The following is a 1,042-nucleotide window of genomic DNA, read 5'->3' as shown; positions in this document are numbered from 1 at the left end:
CGCTCCCGTACTCCCGCACCACGCGGGCCGGCTCATCGGGGCAGCGGTGGGCGTCGGCAGCGACCCGTGCCGCCCCTCGCGAGGGCAGCACTCCGCTCGTGGCCCCACATCGGTGACAGCCCCAGGTCGCGCCGTCGGCGGCCTCCTGGACATAGCGCGACCGTTCGCCGACCTCGTCCATCTCGCCCCCCAGCGCAGGGCGCCGACCCCTAGCCGGCGCGAATGACATAATTGTGTCACAAAATTCTCATCTTGACGCGACATCTTTGCCCCCACAACGCTCGTGCAGACAGATCGGTCTGGACTTGGCGGTCACCTAATGTCTACTGTGTTGGTCTACTTAGTCCACACACTAGATATTTGGAGCACTCGTGAAGACACTCATCGTCCTGGGCGTCGTCGGCGCCATAGCCCAGCTCATCGACGGCTCCCTGGGCATGGCCTACGGCGTCACGTCCACAACGCTGCTGGTGGCGGCCGGGATCGCACCGGCCGCGGCGTCGGCGTCCGTGCACTTCGCGGAGATCGGCACCACCCTGGCCTCCGGTATCTCCCATCACAAGCTCGGCAACGTGGACTGGCGGATCGTGCGCATCCTGGCCGTGCCCGGCGCGATCGGCGCGTTCGCCGGAGCGACCATCCTCACCAACCTCCCGGCGGACGTGGCCAAGCCGGTCGTGGGCGCCATCCTGCTCTCGCTGGGTCTGTACGTGCTGTACCGCTTCCTCGCGCTGGGCGGGCGCCGGCCGGAGTTCCGGGGCCGTGTACGCACCGGGTTCCTGGTCCCGCTCGGACTCGTGGGCGGCACCCTCGACTCGCTGGGCGGCGGCGGCTGGGGCCCCGTCGGCACCACCTCGCTGCTGTCCTCGGGCCGGGTCGAGCCGCGCAAGGTGGTGGGCTCCATCGACACCTCCGAGTTCGTGGTGGCCGTGGGCGGCTCGCTGGGCTTCCTCCTGGGCCTGGGCGCGGCCGGGATCGAATGGGGTTATGCGCTGGCCCTGCTGATCGGCGGCGTGATCGTGGCACCGCTGGCGGCCTGGCT

Annotated in this window: 2 protein-coding genes; one reads left to right on the top strand and one right to left on the bottom strand. The window is 69.6% G+C overall.

Annotated elements, in window-relative coordinates; all coding sequences use genetic code 11:
* A partial coding sequence (locus tag G6027_RS18395; RefSeq protein ID WP_206682474.1) for a hypothetical protein occupies positions 1–181 on the bottom strand: 181 nt, incomplete at its 3' end.
* Positions 182–371: 190 nt separating this feature from the next.
* Between G6027_RS18395 and G6027_RS06180 the strand changes: the two genes are divergently transcribed.
* Positions 372–1,042: TSUP family transporter (locus G6027_RS06180; RefSeq protein ID WP_182636370.1), on the top strand; the 671-nt coding region annotated here is incomplete at its 3' end.

The sequence above is a fragment of the Dietzia sp. SLG310A2-38A2 genome (assembly GCF_014145095.1).
Classification (GTDB): Bacteria; Actinomycetota; Actinomycetes; order Mycobacteriales; family Mycobacteriaceae; genus Dietzia.
The sequence above is the reverse complement of the archived record's forward strand: the minus strand, read 5'-3'. Positions and strand labels throughout refer to the sequence as shown.